Source organism: Streptosporangium roseum DSM 43021, assembly GCF_000024865.1.
In the GTDB taxonomy this organism is placed as follows: domain Bacteria; phylum Actinomycetota; class Actinomycetes; order Streptosporangiales; family Streptosporangiaceae; genus Streptosporangium; species Streptosporangium roseum.
Genome location: NC_013595.1, coordinates 3,456,139 through 3,474,294 on the forward strand (window position 1 = coordinate 3,456,139; position 18,156 = coordinate 3,474,294).

General features: G+C 73.1%; 12 protein-coding genes. 6 read left to right on the forward strand and 6 right to left on the reverse strand.

Annotated features, from left to right (window positions below; all coding sequences use genetic code 11):
* Positions 1-63: 63 nt before the first annotated feature.
* Both SROS_RS15380 and SROS_RS49575 read left to right on the forward strand, forming a co-directional pair.
* The gene (locus SROS_RS15380; RefSeq protein ID WP_012889864.1) at positions 64-1,263 is read left to right on the forward strand and encodes a dipeptidase; all 1,200 of its coding nucleotides are present in this window, start codon (positions 64-66) and stop codon (positions 1,261-1,263) included.
* A 65-nt stretch (positions 1,264-1,328) separates the two neighbouring features.
* Positions 1,329-2,051, forward strand: a complete 723-nt coding sequence (locus SROS_RS49575; protein ID WP_012889865.1) for a GntR family transcriptional regulator — start codon at positions 1,329-1,331, stop codon at positions 2,049-2,051.
* A gap of 42 nt (positions 2,052-2,093) precedes the next feature.
* On the opposite strand, the gene SROS_RS15390 is transcribed toward SROS_RS49575, so the two are convergent.
* On the reverse strand, positions 2,094-2,603 hold the full coding sequence (locus SROS_RS15390; RefSeq protein ID WP_148269093.1) for a DUF732 domain-containing protein: 510 nt from the start codon (positions 2,601-2,603) through the stop codon (positions 2,094-2,096).
* A 422-nt stretch (positions 2,604-3,025) separates the two neighbouring features.
* On the opposite strand from SROS_RS15390, the gene SROS_RS15395 reads away from it, so the two are divergent.
* The 3 genes from SROS_RS15395 (at position 3,026) to SROS_RS15405 (ending at position 8,678) form a co-directional block, all read left to right on the forward strand.
* Positions 3,026-4,480: a serine hydrolase domain-containing protein gene (locus tag SROS_RS15395; protein ID WP_012889867.1), complete on the forward strand. Its 1,455-nt coding sequence runs from the start codon at positions 3,026-3,028 to the stop codon at positions 4,478-4,480.
* Positions 4,481-4,605: 125 nt separating this feature from the next.
* Entirely contained in the window at positions 4,606-5,979 is a 1,374-nt protein-coding gene (locus SROS_RS15400; RefSeq protein ID WP_012889868.1) for an SWIM zinc finger family protein, read from the forward strand.
* On the forward strand, positions 5,976-8,678 hold the full coding sequence (locus SROS_RS15405) for a DUF6493 family protein (protein WP_012889869.1): 2,703 nt from the start codon (positions 5,976-5,978) through the stop codon (positions 8,676-8,678). Before SROS_RS15400 ends, SROS_RS15405 begins: the two co-directional genes overlap by 4 nt.
* Here SROS_RS15405 and SROS_RS15410 read toward each other — a convergent pair.
* From SROS_RS15410 to SROS_RS15425, 4 genes are all read right to left on the reverse strand, one after another.
* A complete protein-coding gene (locus SROS_RS15410) occupies positions 8,647-9,312 on the reverse strand; it encodes a DUF4232 domain-containing protein (protein WP_012889870.1) in 666 nt (221 codons plus the stop codon). The genes SROS_RS15405 and SROS_RS15410 overlap by 32 nt on opposite strands.
* A 57-nt stretch (positions 9,313-9,369) precedes the next feature.
* The gene (locus SROS_RS15415; RefSeq protein WP_012889871.1) at positions 9,370-12,822 is read right to left on the reverse strand and encodes a DUF4062 domain-containing protein; all 3,453 of its coding nucleotides are present in this window, start codon (positions 12,820-12,822) and stop codon (positions 9,370-9,372) included.
* 220 nt (positions 12,823-13,042) lie between these two features.
* Positions 13,043-14,155 (reverse strand): DUF5925 domain-containing protein, encoded by a 1,113-nt coding sequence (locus tag SROS_RS15420; RefSeq protein ID WP_043652082.1) that lies wholly within the window; start codon positions 14,153-14,155, stop codon positions 13,043-13,045.
* A gap of 99 nt (positions 14,156-14,254) precedes the next feature.
* Positions 14,255-14,983, reverse strand: a complete 729-nt coding sequence (locus tag SROS_RS15425; protein WP_012889873.1) for a GntR family transcriptional regulator — start codon at positions 14,981-14,983, stop codon at positions 14,255-14,257.
* 110 nt (positions 14,984-15,093) lie between these two features.
* Here SROS_RS15425 and SROS_RS15430 point away from each other — a divergent pair, with 110 nt between their 5' ends.
* A complete protein-coding gene (locus SROS_RS15430) occupies positions 15,094-16,275 on the forward strand; it encodes an amidohydrolase (RefSeq protein WP_012889874.1) in 1,182 nt (393 codons plus the stop codon).
* Between the two features lie 165 nt (positions 16,276-16,440).
* Here the strand turns inward: SROS_RS15430 and SROS_RS45990 are convergent, their stop codons facing one another.
* Positions 16,441-17,913 (reverse strand): serine/threonine-protein kinase, encoded by a 1,473-nt coding sequence (locus tag SROS_RS45990; RefSeq protein WP_052316943.1) that lies wholly within the window; start codon positions 17,911-17,913, stop codon positions 16,441-16,443.
* Positions 17,914-18,156: the final 243 nt, after the last annotated feature.

Genomic DNA, 18,156 nt, shown 5'->3' on the forward strand with positions numbered 1-18,156 from the left:
GACCGTCACCGGTGCCCGGACCCGGGCCGCCACGACATCAATACATCTGGAGGATTCACCACCATGCAGTCACCATCCGCCTCTTACCGCGGTCACCAGGCCTACGGCTATCTCGAGCCGGGCGTCGACTACGCCGACTTCGAGCTGGCCGAGCAGATCGGCCGAGTGCCCGCCTACGACGGTGGGGTGTCGGCCGAGCAGTCCGAACGGGTCAGCCGGATCATGGCCGAGCACATCGTGATCTCACTGCACGAGCACGCGGTGGTCCTGCCCAAGGACGTCGGTGAACTGCGCCGGTACAACCGCACCGGCCGGCAGCGTACGGGCTACGAAGGTCTGTCGCGTTCGGGCATGACGGCCGTGTTCGACAACTTCATGGCCGGGGCGTCGTGCGTCACCAGCGAGAACGGCTGGAAGTGGAACGACATGATCTACGCCCTCGGCCTGCGGCTCGCGGACATCGCCAAGCAGGACTACGTGGTGCACGCGCTGACGGTGGACGACATCAGGGCAGCCAAGCGCGACGGCCGGATGGCGCTGGTGGCCGGGCTGGAGTCGGCGACGATGATCGAGAATGAGCTCGATCGTCTGGACATCCTGTACGGCTTCGGGGTCCGTCAGATCGGTGTCGCGTATTCGCAGGCCAACCAGTTGGGTTCGGGGTTGGCCGAGCGGGCCGATGCCGGTCTGACCAATTTCGGCCGTCGTGCGGTGGAGCGGATGAACCGGCTCGGTATGGCGATCGACATCTCGCACTCGGGTGACCGTACGTGTCTGGAGGTCATCGAGCATTCGGCGGTGCCGGTCTTCATCACGCATGCCGGTGCTCGTGCGGTGTGGCCGACCAACCGGATGAAGCCCGATGAGGTGATCAGGGCGTGTGCCGAGCGTGGTGGTGTGATCGGTCTGGAGGCGGCTCCGCACACCACGCTGTCGGAGGAGCATCGCGAGCACTCGCTGGAGTCGGTGATGGATCACTTCACCTACTGCGTGGACCTGGTGGGCATCGACCACGTCACCTTCGGCCCCGACACGATGTTCGGCGACCACGTGGGGGTGCACAAGACCTACGCCGGCAACTACGCCCAGAACCGCGACGCCGCGCCCGACCACCCGAACGTCGCCTACGTGGACGGCCTGGAGAACCCGGCGGAGAACTTCACCAACATCGTCGGCTGGCTCGTCAAGCACGGCTACGGCGATGATGACATCAGCAAGGTCATTGGCGGAAACACGCTCCGCGTGCTCGATCATGTCTGGTAGGACTTCGCCCCCCGGCGTCCTCGGACGCGGGGGGCACCCGGGCAGCGTGACGAAGGGAACCCACGATGGGCCGACGTGATACCGCGGCGCAGGCGGCGCTGCACGGCCTGCGGGCGTTACTCCAGGAGAAGTTCCAGCCGGGAGACCGGCTGCCGACCGAGCAGGACCTCTCCGAGATGCTGGACGTGAGCCGCGGCACCGTCCGCGAGGCGCTGGGCGTCCTGGCCATCGAGGGCGCGGTGATCCGGCGCTGGGGGGTCGGGACGTTCGTCGCCGGCAGCCACGACCTGGCGCCGCTGAGCATGTCGAAGATTCTCGCCTACCGCGACCGCATCCAGATGGCGGGGCACACGGCCGAGCTGGTCACGTCGTCGTGCGACACCGTGCCGAGCCCGCCCGCGGCGGCCGAGGCACTGGGCCTGCCGCCGCGGGCGCCTGTATGGCAGGTGACACGGATCTTCAGCGTCGACGACGTGCGGGCCGCGTACATGCGGGACTACGTGCCGCTGAAGATCGGCACGGACGAGATCGACCCGAGTCCGATGCTCGGCATCGACACCGACCTGTTCACCTTCCTCGACCGGGTCGCCCTGCGCCCGGTCGCCCAGGTGATCACCGATCTCGAAGCCGTGCTCGCCTCCGATCAGGGGGCCGACGCGTTGCGCGTCCCCGTGGGCTCCCCCCTGGCCCGTACGCTGCAGACCGTTTTCGGCCACGGCGATGTGCCGCTCGCCTACGGCGTCACCCTGCACCGCACCGACATCGTGCGGATCCGCATCGCCCGCTGATCGAGCCGTTCCGGGGAGGGAGCCCGCCGGACCCCGAACTCGCTAGGACGGGCAGAACGTGTCCTCGATCACCGCCAGGATCAGGCCGGCCTGCCGGGGGCCGATCCCGGCCGTGCCGCCGAAGCGCCGGCGGGTGCGGTCGGCGACCTCCCGCCGGCCCATCCCGTCCGCCAGGTCCCGGCACGATTCCCGGGCCCGGCTGATCGACCGCTGATGGTCCAGCGCCGGGTCGATCTCCCCCAGCCCGGCCAGGAGCGCACGGGTCTCGCCCGGGCCCGGAGACGGGGAGACCACCGGCCTGTCGGCGGCCGTGCGGCTCAGCGCCGAGGGCGGCCGGTCGCCCCGTTCGCCCGGCCCGGGGTGTGCCGTACGGCTCGGCGCCGGGGTGCTTCCCTTGACGGCGTCGTTCGCCGCGCTGATCCTGTCGCCGACGACGCCCACCCCCGCGAGTGCCGCGAATCCCATTCCGGCCGACAGGAGCAGGGCCTTCAGCGGGCTCTGCCGCCTCGGTGGTCGGTTCTGCCGGGACCGTGGACGGCCGAGAGTCTGCACGTACCGGACGATAGGGGGCCGGCGTCGCGGAGGCCGGTGAAACGGTCCAATCCGCCACGGTGGCTCGCCGTTTCGCTGACGAAGGCCCGGATGTTCGAGGACGGCACCCCGTCCCCGAGCGGCGGAGCCGGTCGGTCGGCATTCATGGCCGGAACGCTGTCAAGGAGTGCCGCGGCTCCCGCGGTCGCCGGGTGCTCTCCCCGCCGACCATGACCCGTTCGAGCACGCGGACGACGACTGGGGTCATGGCCTGGTCCGCCTCCACCGGAGCGGAACCGGCCGTCTCGATCCCAGGATCGCACCCCGTGAAGATGGCATCCAGCGTCCAGGCGTCCCCGTACGTTGTTCATGTGTTGAACACTGTGCAGGAACTGATGTACGGTGTTCAATGTTTATCAACAGCGTTCAAGAAGGGGAGAGGCATGTCGAAAAATGTGAGCTGGGATGTCACGGGCAACTGGGAGGCCAAGGGGGACTGGGGGACGGCGGACTCGGAAGGCCGAGGCTTCTCCCTTGACCGCTGGCAGGCACGGCTGGACGAGCTGTGCGCCGCCCACCATGTGCCCGGGGCGTCGCTGGCCGTACTGGCCGGTGGGGACATCCACGAACTGGCCAGTGGGGTGCTGCACCGGGGGACCGGGGTGGAGGTGACGACCGACTCGGTGTTCCTGTCCGGGTCGCTCGCCAAGGTCTACACCGCCACGCTGGTGACGCAACTGGTCGACTCCGGCGAACTGGCGCTCGACGCGCCCGTGGTGAGCGTGCTGCCGGAGTTCGCCACCCCGGACGCCGAGGCCACCAAGACGATCACGATCAGACAGTTGCTCAGTCACACCGGCGGGTTGACCTGCGACTTCACCTATGACTCCGGTCGAGGTGACGACTGTCTGGCCAAATACGTCGAGGCAGCCAGGGAGGTGGCGCTGGACTGCCCGCCCGGGACGGCGATCTCCTACAGCAGCCTCGGATACGTCGTGCTGGGCCGCGTCGTCGAGGTGCTGACCGGCAAGACCTGGGACCGGGCGCTGAAGGACATGATCTTCACCCCGCTCGGGCTGGAGCACTCGATGACGCTGCCCGAGGAGGCGCTGCGGTTCCGCGTGGCCATGGGCCACCTGGGAGAACCGGGGACCGATCCCGACCCGGCCCCGGCCTGGGACCTGATGCCGCGCTCCGCGGGGCCGTACGGCAGGGTCATCATCTCCGCGGGCGACGTCGCCCGGTTCGCCCGGATGCACCTGGACGGCGGCACCGCCCCCGACGGCACCCGCGTCCTGTCCGCCGACGCCGTCGCGGCGATGCAGCGCCGCGAGGTCGACAGCCCGGACAAGTGGACCGTCAGCGCCGACGGCTGGGGCCTGGGCTGGACCCTGTACGACTGGGACGGCGTTCCCGGCTACGGACACGACGGCAGCGCCGTCGCGCAGCACTCCTACCTGCGCGTCGTCCCGCACGCGGGCGTCGCCGTCGTCCTGTTGACCAACGGCGGCGGCACCGGCCACCTGTACGCCGACCTTTTCCGGGAACTGCTGGAGGAACTGGCCGGGGTGCGCATGCCGGATGCCTTCGGGCCGGCGGCGAACCCGCCCGTGGTGGACATGACGCCGCTGGTGGGCACCTACAAGCGCGAGGGCGTCGTCACCACCGTCACCCAGGACGACGACGGCCGCGCGCATATCCGATACGAGTTCGTCGACGGCATGAAGGACTTCTCCCCGCCGCTGGAGATGGACCTGGTGCCGGTGTCGGAGACGGTGTTCGCCGCCTCCGACGGTCCCGCCTTCAGCGAGGACCACATCCCCGTCGTCTTCTCCACCCTGACGGACGGCACCCCGTGCGTGTACATCGGCATGCGCGCCACACCCAAGACCGCCTGAGCTCCGGCCCTGACATCATCCCCGTCCCTCCGGACTCATCCCGGCGGGGGTGAATCGGACGGGCTTGCCGGATCGGCGGCGCGGCCGACCGTGTTTTGTCGGTAGTGATCTCTACTGTCCGGCGCATGACGAATGCGGTGCAGGCGTACTCCTACGCCGGACCTTCCAGACTCTCGGAGGGCCATCTGGGCCTGTCGACCTCTGGCGGCCGGACAGCCAGCGGTTTCCTCGACCACCCCCGGTTCTTCAGCGGGCTGCTCACCCAGGCCGCGCCCGCGGCGGCGGGGCTGCTGGCGGTCGCCGACGTGGCGCTGGCGCGCTACCACCGGCCGCAGCCGGGATTCACCCGCGACCCGGTGGTGACCTGCGGCGGCGACCGGCTCCGCTTCGAGTCGTTCTCCGCCTGCGGCGGCGTCTACTCCCGGCTGGACGTGCTGGGCCCCGCCCTCGACGGGGAGGTCTTCGACCGGGGCACCACCAACGTGGACGTGAACAACCCGCTGCGCGAGGCGCTGGCCAGGGTCGGCGGCCGGGATCCGCTGCACGTGGGCGTCGGGCCCGACGAGCTCACCGTGACCACGCTCGACGGCGCGGTGGTGGAGAAGAAGGTGCCGCTGCCCGGCCGGTGGCTGCGCGGTTTCGCCGAGGTCCAGGTCATCGCCGCCGGGTTCGACCTCCGTGCCGAGCTGCCCGGCCCGCAGGCCGTACGGTTCCTGCGGGGCCTGCCCAGGAGGGCCGCCGCCGAGGTGTGGGCCGTCCCGTCCGGCAGGGAGCTGCGGGTGTCGGACCGGCAGGTGCCCGGCGGGGTCCACCTCGCCGGGGTCGGGCGGCTGGCCACGATGATGCCGCTGCTCAGGTTCGTCAAGGCTCTGCGCGTGTACGGCCCGGCGGACGGGGCCGGCTCCAGCGCGTGGGAGCTGGAGCTGCCCGGCATGCGCTACACCCTGGCCCTGTCCCCGCAGGCCTGGCGCGGCTTCTCCGGGGAGGGCGCGGTCCTCGACGACCTCTCCGGGGACGAGGTGGCCGCCGACGCCGACCTGGTCGGCGTCCTGCTCGACTTCGAACCGACCCTGGAGCTCGGCCTGCTCGCCGAGCGCGCCGGCCTCGCCCCGGAACGGGTCCGGGCCGCCCTCACCCAGCTCGGCACGGCCGGCCGGGTCGGCTACGACCTCGCCGAGGCCGCCCACTTCCACCGCGAGCTGCCCTACGACCGCGACCACGTCGCGGCGCTGAACCCCCGGCTCGCCTCCGCCCGCGCGCTGGTCGACAGGGGCGCCGTCCGGCTGACCGGTCCCGGCTCCGCCGAGGTGACCACGGACGGCGGCGTCCGCCTCGTCCAGGCGGAGGCCGGATCGTGCACCTGCCCCTGGTGGTACGACCACCGCGGCTCGCGCGGCCCGTGCAAGCACGTGCTCGCCGCCCGGATCGCCCTGCGGGAGGTCTCCGGCCGGCCCTCGCCGGCCCCGCAGCACCCTGCGGCGCAGGAGCCCTCCCGATGACCGCTTGGGACGAGGTCCGCGACCTCATCGACGGCTGCGACGTCGACAAGCTGGCGGCCCACCTCACCGGGCTCGACGACGCCGGACGGCAGGAGGTCGCCCGCGAGCTGCCCGGACACCTCAAGCTGCTGCGCCAGGAGACGGCGGCGCCCGGCCTCTGGGCGCGTCGCGGGGACTGGGCCGAGCCGATGCGGGTGGCGGGCGCGGGCTCGCTGGGCGGCGCGGCGGCCGTGGCCACCTGGCTGAACCGCCGTGACCTGGCCCTCCTCGAATGGGAGGCGCCCGGCGACACCGAGGCGCTGATCGAGGTGATCTCCGCACGGGAGCCGCAGTGGCAGGCCGACCTGGTCACCCGGCTCGCGCTCCGCATCCGCACCTCCGACTCCCCGGGCACCTCGCTGGTCCTGACCCTGCTCCGCCGGACCGGCGTGACCCCGCCGCAGCACGATCCGCTCGTGGCCGCATGGGTCGCGGTGCCCCCGAGCGCCTCCAAGCTGCGCAAGGACCCGCTCCTCGACGCCCTGCTCCCCAGGATCTTCGAGGCCCAGGGCATCGGGCGGGCCCTGCGCGAGGAACGGAGCTCCCCGCTCAGCGCGACCTCCTGGCTCGGCGCGCTGGCCGTGCTCGGCAGCGAGGGACGGGTGTCGCGGGAGACGCTGCTGGACGGCTGCGTCAGCCGCTTCCTGCGCGGGGGAGACGCCCAGGACCTGAGGTTCTTCGCCCGGCTCCACGAGCTGCTCGAACCCGCCTACACCGAGGTGGAGGCCCGCGCCCGCGACTACCTGCGGCTGCTGCCGACGGCTCCCGGCCCGGTGGCCGAGCTGTCGCTGGCCCACCTGCGCCGGCTGGACCGCCTCGACCCGGCCGACGTGACCGAGGCGCTGGAGGGCCTGCTGTTCCGCGCCGAGGCCGGGCTGGTGCGGGCCGGGCTCGCCTGGCTGGACCGGGTCGTACGGCAGGCGCCGGAGCGGGCCGACGAGCTCGTCCCCGCCCTGGCGTCGGTGCTCGGCCACCAGGCGTACGCCGTACAGGAACGGGCCGTGCGCGTGGCCGTCAAGCACGCCCGCCACCTCGGCCCGCTCGGCGCGGAGACCCTGCGCGAGGCGCTCGCCGCACTCCCGCCGGACCTGGGCGGGCGGCTGGCCGCGGCGGTCGGGGGAGAGGCCGCCCCGCAGGAGGAGCCCGAGGACTTCACCCCGCCGGAACTCGCCGCGCCGGAGCCGCCGGGCCCCTTCCCCGGCCTGCCGGCCTCGGTCGCCGGGTTCGCCGGAGAGCGGTGGGCCCACACCTGGCAGTCGGGGGAGAGGTGGCTGGCGGGCTTCGTCCGGTTCGCCGCCACGGACCGCGAGGCGCTGCGCGTCGCGCTCTCCGGCATGGCCCGCCGCGCCTCCGGCCTCCACGGCCGCGAGAAGTGGTACGCCCCCCAGGACTGGTTCACCGCGATGGCCGGAGAGCTGGTCGACCCGGGTACCGACCCCGGTCCGGCCGGGCCTCGCCGTCCGGGCCACCAGGCCCGGCCCGACCGGCTGCCCGGGGAGCACGCCGTCTCCCGGCCGCACCGGTTCCTGCTGCGGCGCTACGCCGAGGTGCTCGCCGCGCTCAAGGCGGACGCGCTCCCGCCGCTGCTGCTGGCCACCCCGACCGCCGCCACCGGCCATCTCGACCCGGCCGAGTTCGTGAGCCGGCTGGAGGCGGTCGAGGCCGCCGGGGCCGAGCCGCTGCCCGCCGACTTCCAGCAGGCGCTGCTCCGGCTGCCGGGAACCGTTCCGCCCGAGGTCGTCACGCGGGCCGGGCGGCTCACCTCCGAGGCCGGGCGCCGGGCGGCGCGCCGGCTGGAGGACGGCCCGGTCGCACCCGAGACGGGAGTGAGCTGGCGATACACCGAGAACACGGACGACTACTCCTTCGAGGAGCGGGAGCCGCGCGCCGCCTTCCACACGCGCATCGTCCCGCGGCTGAGGGCCGAGCCGACCGGCCTGACCCACATCGACGAGCTGCTCGGCGGGGTGCCGGCCGGGACGTGGGGCGAGCACGGCGGCCACCTGGACTGGTGGCCCGCCGTCCTGCCCTCGCACCGCGACGCGGTCGCCGCCCACTACCTCCCGCACCTGCCCCACCACTGGAGCCGGCCGGAGGTCCACCCGGCCCATGTCGAGATGCTCGCGGCCGGCGAGGGGCCGGCCGGTGCACCCATCGCGCTGCTGCTCGCCTTCTTCCTGGCCCACCGGGACCAGTCCGAGGGGGTGCGGCTCCTGCTGCGGATGGCGGCCGCGGGCGGCCTGCCCGCCGACGCGCTCGGCAGGCAGCTCGCCCTGCTCACCGCCCGGACGGAGGCGAAACTGCCGCACGCGACGGCCGGGCTGGAGGCGGCGGCCCGCCAGGGGGCTCACCGGGAGGTCTGGGCGGTGATCCGCGCGGCGCTGCCGCACCTGCTGCCACGCGCGGGGCAGAGGCCGGGAGCCGGGGTGAGCGATCTCGTCATCCTGGGCGCCACGGTCGCCCGGTGGGCCGGCGCGCGCGGGGAGATCCCCGAGCTCGTCCCGTTCGCGGGCCGCAGGCCCTCCAGCGCCTTCACCCGCGGGTGCCACCGCCTGCACGGACTGCTGACGTCCGTGAGTGCCGCAGCCGGCCCTGATCCGAGTCGCCCCGGTAAGGCCGGTCGCGATCTCAGAGACGCGTCCCCGGGGCCATCGGGGTGATGTCGAGACGGCCGTCGTCGCAGACCGTGGCGGTGAAGGGGATCTCCAGGTGCGCGACCTCGTCCGGTGGGATGATCATCAGCCGCGCGGAGGTCGGGCACCTGGTCTCGCGCCCGCTCCGCACCTCGGTCCAGTGGATCCTGGCGTGGGCGCCGGCTCCCGGACGCAGGGTGACCCGGCGCGGCTGGACGCTCTCCCTGCGGGTCCTGGTGCGCAGGGCGTCACCGTTGCGGTCGATCATGATCAGGCCGACGAAGCCGTACACCCAGCAGGCCCTGGCGGACCTGTTGGTGACCACCAGCGGCGCGTACCGCTGGCCCGCCCCCGCGTCCACCGCGCCGACGCGCGCCGCGAGCGCTCCGGTCCGGCAGCGCTCGACCGCCGTCCCCGCGCCGGAGGAGCCGCTGTCCGCCGCCTTCGAGCTCGCCGGCTGCGCGTCCACGCCTGTGACCTTCGCGTCCGCGTCCGCCGGCCGTGCGTTCACGCTCGTGATGCGGGGGAGGGTGCCCTCGGCCGCCGCTGTGACGCTCCGCTCGGAGGACGCGGGGGAGCCGCACGCGGCCGACGCCATCAGCACGCCCGCCATCACCGTCGACAGGGCCGTGAGCCGCCCGGCACCGCTGGATCGTTTCATGTCCGGTTGGACGCGCGCCGCACGGGTTTTGTTGTCACCTCCGGCCGCCGCGAGGGGTCAGCCCTCCGGGCGATGGAGATCCCGGGCCGTCTGGAGGACGCGCCGTGCCCAGCTCGGCTTCTTGCGGGTGCCCTGGAGCGTGACGGCCGAGGCCACGTCCTCGGTCAGATCGGCCGGGCGCGCGCCCCGCGTGGCGAGAAGGGACAGCGCGAACGCGCGTACCTCCCAGCTCTCGTCATGGCGGGCGTAGGAGGTCATGAGCCGGAGAGTGTCGTCGTCCGGAGGATCGTGGCGGAAAACGGGTTCCACGAAGAAGTCGACCGCCCCGTGCCCCTGGGAGGCCCTGTCCAGAAGGTCGGCGATCAGGGTGGGCGGCACCGCCGGTACGTGCTTCCACGTTCTGAGGGCCAGTCCCGCGAGCCGGCATTCCCTGCCTCCCTCGCGTAGTTCCCGCTCCATCTCCTCGGCGGACATCCCGGTGGCCAGCAGCAGGCCGATCACGCTCGGCAGATCGGGGGCGTGGGCGTGGGTTTTGAGCTGCCGGAGGAGCCGCTTCCGCATGTCGCCGGCGTAGCGGCCGTCGAACTCCGGCCTCGTGAACCTGCCCAGCTCCGCACAGCACGCCCTGTGCACCTCCCGCCGGGACGTCCTCAGCGCCGTGCCGCTCAGCCATTCGTACTCCTGCTCCTCTTCGGTCATGGAGGACAGGGCGAGGGGGAGCGCGACGGCTGGACGCAACAGGGTGAGGGCCTCGTCGAACAGCTCGGTCACCAGGGCCGGACGCCGGTGGCCTTCCCGGGCCCGTACCCGTATGAGACGCGCGATCAGCCGGGTTCTGGGATCTTCATGCTCCGTGGAAACGGCGTGGGCGACGTCCCGCAGGAACGACGCCCGGCACGACCCGGCGACCAGGGCGTGGGCTCTGTCGAAATACGGCCGGTCGAAGGAATGGTCCTGGCCGATGGCTCTCAGCGCGATGAATCGGATCGCGAGGCGCAGGGCCCGCTCGTCGCCCGCCCAGCGCTCGCCGAGATAGGGGACGGCGATCTCCGCGATGTTCCTGCGCTCCCTGCCCGCCCGGGCGGACAGGGTGTCCAGCAACTCGCCGTCCAGCGTCCAACCCCGGGTCAGTGCCCTGAGCGCCTCGCCGCGGACCCGGGCGTGGCGCTCGGAGTCGAAGACCTCGAGCAGGGCGTACCCGGCCCGCTCGTTCCCCGGCCACTCGCGTTCCAGCACGGTGGCGGCCCCGCGGCTCGTCGCCTCGTCCCCCGACAGGGAGGCGAGCGTGAACTCCAGCCGGTCCGCCCGGCCGCGCAGCGCGACCCCGAGCTGGAAGGCGGTCAGCCGCGTGCGGATGTCGGCGGCGTTCGCGAGCGCCTCGGCCTGTTCCCCGGCGCCCTCGGAGAGCGGGACGGCGTCTCCTATCAGGAACAGCGCCGACAGGTATTCGGCGACGAGCGCGTCGCGGTTCGCGGTCCTGCCCTGCCGGGAGATCGCGATCACGGAGAGGACCGCCTTCTCGACCAGTCCCGCCGCCCACGGCTCCGCGCCCGCCTCGCCCAGCAGCCGGGCGGCGAAGGCGAGCGCCTCCGCCCGCGGGCTCCGGTGCTCGACGTATTCGATCACTTTGCGTGCCGGGGAGCCCTGTCCCCGGAGCATCGCGGCCAGGAGCAGCAGGACCTCGCGCCAGTCGTCCGAGCGCCAGTGGGGGCCGAAGATCTCCTCGGTGAGCCAGGCGAAGTCGGATTCCCGGGAGTTGAACTCGGCGAGGACGTGGCCGGCCGCGAAGAACTCCATGAAGGTGCGGTGCACGAAACCGAAGATGTTCTCGCCGATCTCGGCCAGCACGTACGTGCGCTCGCGCAGGTGGTCGAGGATCTCGGCGGCGATGCCGCGGGCTTCTCCCGGAGAGCGGCGGTAGGTCTCCTGCAGGTAGCGGGAGACGATGCCGAGCAGCGGTCCGCGGGCGATGGCGTTCAGCTCCCGGCCGGGCCGGGCTCCGTTCAGCATGGCGATGGCCACCCGCTGCAGGAGCTGCGCCTTCTGCTCGGCGGTCATCACGAAGCTCAGCAGCTCCTCGCGGCCGATCTTCTTGCGCTTGACGTCCCAGTCCTCCAGCAGCACCTCGGTGCACTTGCCGTACAGCTGCCAGCGGCGTTCGGGCAGGTCGGAGTGCTTGTAGATGACCGCCATCATGGTCAGCAGAAGGGGGTTGCCGGCGAGCTCGCGCAGCCGCGGGTTGTCGGCGATCCGGCGGATCAGGCCGTGGGCGTCCCGTTCGTCGCCCTGCAGGGTGTAGAACTCATACCACTTGGGGACGAAAGACCTGATCTCCGGCATGCCGAAGTCCAGCAGCGTGTAGTGCGAGAATCCCGCCTGTTCCAGCTCGCCGGCGTCGTAGCCCGCCAGGCGCGACGTCACGACGACGGACGCCCTCGGGAACGCCCAGGCGAACGCCCTCAGCTCGCCGGTGACCTTCGCGCGGTCGTTCGGGCCGAGAACCTCGTCCAGGCCGTCGAAGAGGACCGCCGACGCCCCGTTGACCAGGAGATCCCGCAGCCCGGCCGAGTCGAGGCCCATCAGGTGGTCGCGGTTCACGCTGTCGACCATGTAGTCGAGCAGGCTCCGTGACGGATCCAGCGCGTACTGCCGCAGCTCGACCAGGATCGGCACCGGTGAGTCCGGGGTCTCGCACAGGCGCAGCATCGTGCTCAGCAGGAGCGTGCTCTTGCCGCTGCCGGGACCGCCCAGGATCACCTGGCGGCTCTCCCTGCCGATCATGCCGGTCGCCGGTCCGTCCGACCTGCCGGCCAGCAGGGAGCCGGCCGCGGCCTCGGCCACGGGATCGGCCCGCACGCCGTTCTCCTCGGGGACGTCGTAGTCGGGACGCCCGCTGCGGCAGGGCTGGGGCACGAACACGTCGGCCAGGGGGATCTCGACCGGCCGATCCTGGCGAGCGCCCATGATGACCTGCAGTCGCACCAGCCGGTGCCGGTCGGTGGCCGAGACGCGGTAGGAACCCCAGTTGACCAGATGCCCCGGACGGACGGAGTCCTGCTCGCGCCCCCAGGCGTGGACGGCGGTGGCGACCTTGGCCCCGAGGTCGCCCGCGTCGGTGAACTCGCCTGCGAGGAAGCCCTCCGTCAGCTCCCCGCGGAACCGCTGGATCCGGGAATGGGCCGCGAACTCGATCTGTCCGGTGTCCCAGCTCGCCCCGTCCTTGAGCACGAAGGCCAGGATGGGTTTGCCCAGCTCCTGGGCTCTGCGGAACTCCAGCTCCGTGACGGAGTGGTCATGTCCTTGCGGGATGTGGCCGTACCGCAGGGCGAGGACGCAGATGTAGAGATCGCAGTCGGCCACGTCCCGCAGGCAGCGCTCCAAGGGGCGGGCGTCCTCGGCGACGTAGTACTCCATGGCGACGTCGGTGTGCCCCATCTGCCGCAGCGTCGTGCGGACGCGGCCACGGCACTCGACCAGGTCCTGGAACGTGGACGAGACGTATACCTTCACCAATGGGGGACCTCGCGATACGTGACGGAACTCCCCCGAGACCCTGTGCGCGACCCTATCCGCCCGCTCCGGCCTGGGTCTCCCGAACGCGAGAGGGCCGCGCGCTCCCCGGCGGCCCGTCCTCACCGTGAACGGACCCGTGAGGAACGCCCGGCCGCGCGCCGTCAGGCGGCCGGGCCTTCCTCACGGGTACGGCCGGACAGGCGCGGCCGGGCGTTCCTCACAGGTAGAGGCCGGTGGTCTCCGGAGCGGTGGCCGGGTGGCCCGCCACGCCGTCGCGCAGGGCGAAGAGCTCGGCGAGGGTGGCGCCCGACGGGGGGACGCCCTCCGTGCGGCCGAGCCACCGGGTGGCCTCCTCGTAGGGCAGGGCGCCCACCTCGATCTGGGCCAGGCAGCGGCCGGGGCGGATCACGGCCGGATGGAGACGGGCCAGGTCCTCGTTGGTGGTGATGGCGACCAGCACGTCACGGCCCTGGCCGAGCAGGCCGTCGGTCAGGTTGAGCAGCCGCGACAGGCCCTGCCCCGCCGCCTCCTTGGCGCCGGACCTGATCAGCTCGTCGCAGTCCTCCAGCACGAGGAGCCGCCACTTCTTGCCGTCCTCGTCGGAGTCGGAGCCGACCGCGACCTCCATCAGGTATCCCGGGGCGTTGAACAGGCGATCCGGATCGAGCACGCAGTCCACCTGGCACCACGACCGCCACTCGCGGGCGAGCGTGCGCAGCAGCGTGGTCTTGCCGGTGCCGGGCGGGCCGTGCAGGAGGATCAGGCGGCCGTGCGCGTCGGCCGGGGTGACGGACATCAGGCGTGACAGCGGGCCGTGCAGGGAGCGGGCGTAGTTACCGCCGACCTCCTCCCAGGGGGAGGCGGTGACGGGCTTGGCGGAGCGGCGGACGCCGTCGGTGCTCTGCCACCAGAAGCCCATCTCCACGTGGTCGCTGTCCGGAGCGGCTTCCACCGCGTCCTTGACGGTCTCCTCGATCACCGAGCGGGCCAGCTCGTCGTCGACCGCGGTCACGCTGACCGTGGCGGCGCGGTTGCGGTAGCGGACCACGCGCAGCGTCCAGCCCTCCCCGCAGATCAGCCGCGACTCCCGGCCGTCGTCCTCCCGCGCCGCCCGGACCAGCGTCCCGGCGGCGGGCGCCAGCGGGGCGTCGGGGCGGACCCGTTCCAGCTCCGTGGTGCGTGACCACGGCTGCGCGCCCGTCGCGAACGGCGACAGCGCGAGCGCGTCGATCACGTCCATCGCCGAGTCGCCGTCGTCGAGCCAGAGTTTCATCGGCAGTTCCGCCAGCCGTGGCTCCGGCGCGAAAGGGACGTTTTTCAGCACGGACATGACGGCAATGATCCCTTCCGCGGCCATGGAGGTCGACGGGTTTTAGCGGGGGCCGGGCCGATGGGCGGCCGGGAGGTCCCGCGGGGGGGCGGGCGGGTTTCAGGGCCGGGGCGCGGGGCCGCGGACCGCCGGCGGCTTCTGGGTCACGGTCCTGCGGCGGCGGGTGTGGGTCACCTTGACCGGGTCGATGTCGGCGGTCCAGCGTTCGGCCAGCGCCAGGGTCGGCTCGCGGCCGTCGGCGACGTGGCGGAACGCGCAGGCGGCGGCCCGGTCGGCGTCGCCGCCGGCGATCGCCGCGTAGAGCTCCTCGTGCTCGGCGCACTGCCGGGCGGGGTCACGGTCGGAGGTGAGCCGGAACAGCCGCCTGAGCCGGGCGTCGAGCGGCTGCATCAGCGTGCCGAGCAGCGCGTTGCCGGAGACCCGCACGATCTCGGAGTGGAACTCGGCGTTGGCCGCCACGGTCTCCCGCCGGTCGTCCCGCCGTACGGCGGCGCGGGCGCGTTCGAGGCAGGCGTGCAGCCGCGCCAGGCCGTCGGCGCCGGCCCGCTCGGCGGCCAGCCGCGCGGCGAGCACCTCCAGGCTCTCGCGCACGTCGAACAGGTCGCGCACGTCGGCCGGGGTGAACGGGCTGACCAGCGCGCCCCGGTTGGGCACGATCACCACCAGGCCCTCGGCGGACAGCAGGCGCAGCGCCTCGCGGAGCGGGATGCGGGAGACGTCGAGCTCGGCGGCGAGGTCGCGCTCCACCAGCCGCTCGCCCGGCCGCAGCTCCACTTCGACGATGCGCCGCTTGAGCGTCTCGTAGACCCGGTCGCGCAACGCGCTCACCTTCCACCCCTCTCATCAGGGGTCAGCCTAACTTGCCCGGTTAGCGGTATACCACTAACCTCGGCGGCGTCACCGTGGAGCGGTGTCACCGCGGACGGAAAGGGAAGACGTTGACCGAGCTGCTGCTGCGCGACGCCCGGATCTGGGGCCACGAGGGCGCCGCCGACCTGCTGATCAGGGACGGCCGGATCGCCGAGATCCGGCGGGCCGGTCAGGACGGCGTCGGGGACGGCGCGGAGGACCTGGGCGGCCGGCTCGTGCTCCCCGGCCTCGTCGACGGCCACGCCCACCTGGACAAGACGCTGTGGGGCGGCCCTTGGGTGCCGCACGACGCGGCTCCCGGCCTGATGAGCAAGATCCGCAACGGCCAGGAGCGGCGGCCGGAGTTCGGCGTCCCCAACGCCGACTTCGTGACCGCGCTGCTGGAGAACATGATCGTCTGCGGCACCACGCACGTCCGGTCGCACGTGGACGTCGACCCGCTGGTGGGCCTGGGCTCGGTCGAGGCGGTCCGCGAGGCCGTCGAGCGGCACGACGGCCGGATCTCCGCCGAGCTCGTCGCCTTCCCGCAGGCCGGCATGCTGATCAGCCCCGGCACCGAGGCGCTGCTGGAGGAGGCGCTCAAGGCCGGGGTCGAGTCGATCGGCGGGCTCGACCCCGCGGGGGTGGACCGGGACGCGGTCAGGCACCTGGACGCGGTGTTCGCCCTGGCGGAGCGGTACGGCGCGGGCGTGGACATCCACCTGCACGACGGCGGCACGCTCGGCGCCTGGCAGTTCGAGCTCATCATCGAGCGGACCAAGGTCCTCGGGCTGGGCGGCAAGGTCACCGTCAGCCACGCCTTCGCGCTCGCCGACGCCGACCCCGCCACCCGGGACAGGCTGATCTCCGGCCTGGCCGAGGCCCGGATCGCCCTCGCCTCGGTCGCCCCGAACCGGGGCCTGCTGCCGCTCCGCCTGCTCGGCGAGGCCGGGGTCCCCGTGACGCTGGGCAACGACGGCGTCCGCGACCTGTGGAGCCCGTTCGGCACCGGGGACATGCTGGAGCGCGCCCTGTTCCAGGCCAAGGGCACCGGGTCGCGCGACGAGGACATCGAGCTGGCCCTGGACGCCGCGACCTACGGCGGAGCCCGCGCCCTCGGCCTCCGGGACTACGGCCTGTCCGTCGGCGACCACGCCGACCTGGTGGTGGTCGACGCCCGCAACGCGGCCGAGGCCGTGTGCGTGCGCCCGCGCCGGTCCCTGGTCGTCAAGTCCGGCCGGATCGTCGCCCGCGACGGCGTTCTCGCCTGACAGGTCCCCTCTCCGCGTCGGCCGTCCGGGGTCCGGATCGATCCGTGCCGGCCGTCCGGGGTCCGTGCCGGCCGTCCGGGGTCCGTGCCGGCCGTCCGGGGTCCGTGCCGGCCGTCCGGGGTCCGGGGTCCGGGCCGGTCCGCGCCGGCCGTCCCGGGGTCCGGGTCAGCGCCTGGTGAGGGCGCCGGTCTCCGTCACCAGGCCGGGGCCCGGAACGTCCCTCCAGGTGTAGGTGAGGGTGTCGCCCTTCCTCTCCAGCCAGACGGTGCCGGCGACGCAGCCGGTGCCGGCGCCGAGGGCGAAGGTCAGCTTGCCGGCCGAGACCCCGGTCAGGGAGATCCGTCCTTTGCAGCCGTTGACCGGCTCAGCCCAGGTCGCGCCGTCGTCGCCCGCCTTCAGCTCGACCTCGATCCTCTTCTCGCCGGGGGAGAACGGGTTGGTGGAGGTGATGCCGTCCCCGGCCCACCTGCCCGCGAAGGAGACGGGCACCTTTCGCCCGTCCCCGGCGGCGGGCGGGCGGGAGGTGCTCGCCTCGCCCGGTTCCGGTGCGGCGGTGGCGCTCGGGGAGCCCGTGGCCGGGGCGGGCGAGGACGGGGGAGCGGGGCTCCGCGTGGCCGTGTTCCGGTCGGTCGTGTCCGGGCGGTCGCCGAGGACGAACCGGCCGGCGACTCCGGCGGCGATCACGAGCGACACCGCCGCGAGGAGCACGCCGGCGGCGATCCCGCGGCGGCGCCGTCCGGAGGCCCGCGTGGCCAGGGCGGGCCGCCCGGGATCCGTCACGCCGGCGTCGGCGGCGATCAGGCTGCCGGCCCTGGCCAGGTCCTCGGTGGAAGGCCGCCCGCGGGCGCCCGGGTCCACCAGGCGGATCATCAGGTCGCGGGCCGCCGGCCGGCCGGCGGGATCCTTGTCCAGGCAGGAGGCGATCAGTCCGGTGAGACCGGCGGGCAGGGCCGACAGGTCCGGCCGGTGGTGCAGGATGCGGTTCAGCACGGCGGGCAGGGTGTCGGCCCCGAACGGCGACCGGCCGCTCGCCGCGCACAGCATGGTGGCCGCCCAGGCGAACACGTCGGAGGCGGCCGAGGCGGGGGAGCCGGCGATCTGCTCGGGGGCCAGGTAGGCGGGGGTGCCGATCAGGCCGGAGGTCGTCGTGGCGGCGCTGTCCGCCCTGGCGATGCCGAAGTCGACCACGCGGGGACCGTCCGGGCCGAGCAGGACGTTGGCGGGTTTGAAATCGCGGTGCACGACACCGGCCGCGTGGATCGCCGCCAGGGCGGTGGCCGTGCCGACCACCAGGCGCTCCAGCTCCCCGCCCCGCAGCGGCCCGCGCTCGCGGATCCGCTGCTCCAGCGAGGGCCCGTCCACATACTCGCTCACCACGTAGGGCCGGGGCCCGTCCACCGAGGCGGCCAGCACGCGCGCCGTGCAGAAGGGCGCGACGCTCTCCAGGGCCGCGAGCTCGCGCGACAGCCGCATCCGCGTCTCCGGGTCGCCGCGGAACAGCGACTTGACCGCGACCGGCTCGCCGTCGGGCGCGTACGCGAGGTAGACGACGCCCTGACCGCCCTCCCCGAGCCTTCCTGCCAGCCGGAACGGGCCGAGCTGGACCGGGTCGTCGGGGGTGAGGGGGGTCGCGACCATGGGGGCAAGGCTATCCATGCCCGCCTGGCATGGACATGCCTCGCGGCATACGGGTGCTCCGCCGGAGCCGGGTGTTTAGGCGCCTCCTCCGAGGTAAGAGGATGGCTGTTTGCCCGCTGGAACCATACCCGGAGCCCTGTTCCATGACGATCTGCTGGTAGATCAGTTGGCAAAACCCGGCATAGTGCGATGTGTCACCCGTTACGCTCCGGTAGGCCCTAGTCACTCGAACCGTGGAGAAGT

Coding starts and splice junctions, on each gene's coding strand:
- SROS_RS15405 (WP_012889869.1), top strand. CDS start 5,976: ATGACCGCTTGGGACGAGGTCCGCGACCTCATCGACGGCTGCGACGTC.
- SROS_RS15420 (WP_043652082.1), bottom strand. CDS start 14,155: ATGTCCGTGCTGAAAAACGTCCCTTTCGCGCCGGAGCCACGGCTGGCG.
- SROS_RS15395 (WP_012889867.1), top strand. CDS start 3,026: ATGTCGAAAAATGTGAGCTGGGATGTCACGGGCAACTGGGAGGCCAAG.
- SROS_RS15380 (WP_012889864.1), top strand. CDS start 64: ATGCAGTCACCATCCGCCTCTTACCGCGGTCACCAGGCCTACGGCTAT.
- SROS_RS15410 (WP_012889870.1), bottom strand. CDS start 9,312: ATGAAACGATCCAGCGGTGCCGGGCGGCTCACGGCCCTGTCGACGGTG.
- SROS_RS15400 (WP_012889868.1), top strand. CDS start 4,606: ATGACGAATGCGGTGCAGGCGTACTCCTACGCCGGACCTTCCAGACTC.
- SROS_RS49575 (WP_012889865.1), top strand. CDS start 1,329: ATGGGCCGACGTGATACCGCGGCGCAGGCGGCGCTGCACGGCCTGCGG.
- SROS_RS45990 (WP_052316943.1), bottom strand. CDS start 17,913: ATGGTCGCGACCCCCCTCACCCCCGACGACCCGGTCCAGCTCGGCCCG.